This is a genomic window from Hymenobacter elongatus (assembly GCF_004745955.1).
GTDB lineage: Bacteria > Bacteroidota > Bacteroidia > Cytophagales > Hymenobacteraceae > Hymenobacter > Hymenobacter elongatus.
Map to the genome: position 1 here is coordinate 1 of NZ_SRLD01000105.1, position 1,169 is coordinate 1,169.

Consider the following 1,169-nt stretch of genomic DNA (forward strand, 5'->3'; position numbering starts at 1 on the left):
ATTAACCGCACTATGTAGCCGGGGCGCAGAGAGCGGCCAGCAGGCGTTCTAAAAAGGGTTCATCCCAGGCCAGGCGCTTGCGTTTATTCTTGATACTGCGCTTGGTCGGGTCCTGTTTGAGCAGGTTAAGGGCCATTTTGCGCACCAAGGCGAGATTCTGGGCCGCGTGGTGTTGGCGCAAGCGGTGGTCGTCCTCGCCAAAGGTGACGTCGAGGTGCCAATGCAGCGCGTTTTCGATGGCCCAGTGTCCACGCACGAAGCCATCGGCCTGTTCGGGCGTGAGGTGCGCCCGGCTGCTAAGGTAGTATCGATTGCTGCTAACCGGTTCTTTTCCATCTATAGGGCTCATTGTCTGCACCCGCACCAGCGTCGCCAGGCCCGGCCAACGCCCGTCTTCGTCGACCCAGCGCAAATCCGCTTGGGTCCAGACCTGGTAGCGCAGCGGGGTGCGGTCGGCCGCGTAGGCCCAGCGGGTAAAAGCGGCTGCCTCGGGCAAGGCGTCGGTGTGACGCTCGACCTCGGCCAGCAAGCCAGGCTGATTGGCTTTGAGGCCGAGCCAATAATCGCCGCCCTGCTCGATTATCTGTTCGGCAATGGCGGGCTGACAACTCAACGCATCCAGGCTCACCACGGCCCCGCGCAGGTCGAGCAAGGCCAGCAGCTCGGGGACGGCCCCGAGTTCCTGGCCTTTGCCGACGCCCGCTACCTGCCCCAGGCTCAGGCCATTGGCGCTGGCTACGGCGGAAACGACGTGTAAGGGTTTGGGGCCGGAGCCGCGCAACGTTTTGCCATCAATACAAATTTGGTCCGCCTGCTCGGGCGGTAAGATTTCCTGCATCCAAGCCATGAAGCAGGCATTGAACTGTGCCACGTCCAGCTTTTCAAAAACGCGCCGGTACGTATCGACGGCGGGTGGGCCGTAGGGCAGGGGCAGATAGCGGCGCAGAAGGGCCTCTTTTTGCTGACCAAAAAGCGTGATTTCTTCGAAATCATCGGCCCCACACAAGGTAGCTAACACACTGATGGCCAAAATATCAACCAGAAAATGGCGAAAGTTTTTGTTTTGGCGACGAAACTCGGGAATCTGGGCTAAATGCGTCTGTAAGGACATCGGCGAAACGAGGGAAAACCCGAATTTACCCCACCTGCCTCATAGTGCGGTTAATCTG

General features: G+C 59.7%; 1 protein-coding gene. It reads right to left on the reverse strand.

Translation table 11 applies throughout. The features are described from left to right. Positions 1-10 precede the first annotated feature (10 nt). Positions 11-1,111 carry an ISAs1 family transposase gene (locus E5J99_RS20925; protein ID WP_135499747.1) on the reverse strand — a complete coding sequence of 367 codons (1,101 nt, stop codon included), beginning with the start codon at positions 1,109-1,111 and terminating at the stop codon, positions 11-13. Positions 1,112-1,169 lie beyond the last annotated feature (58 nt).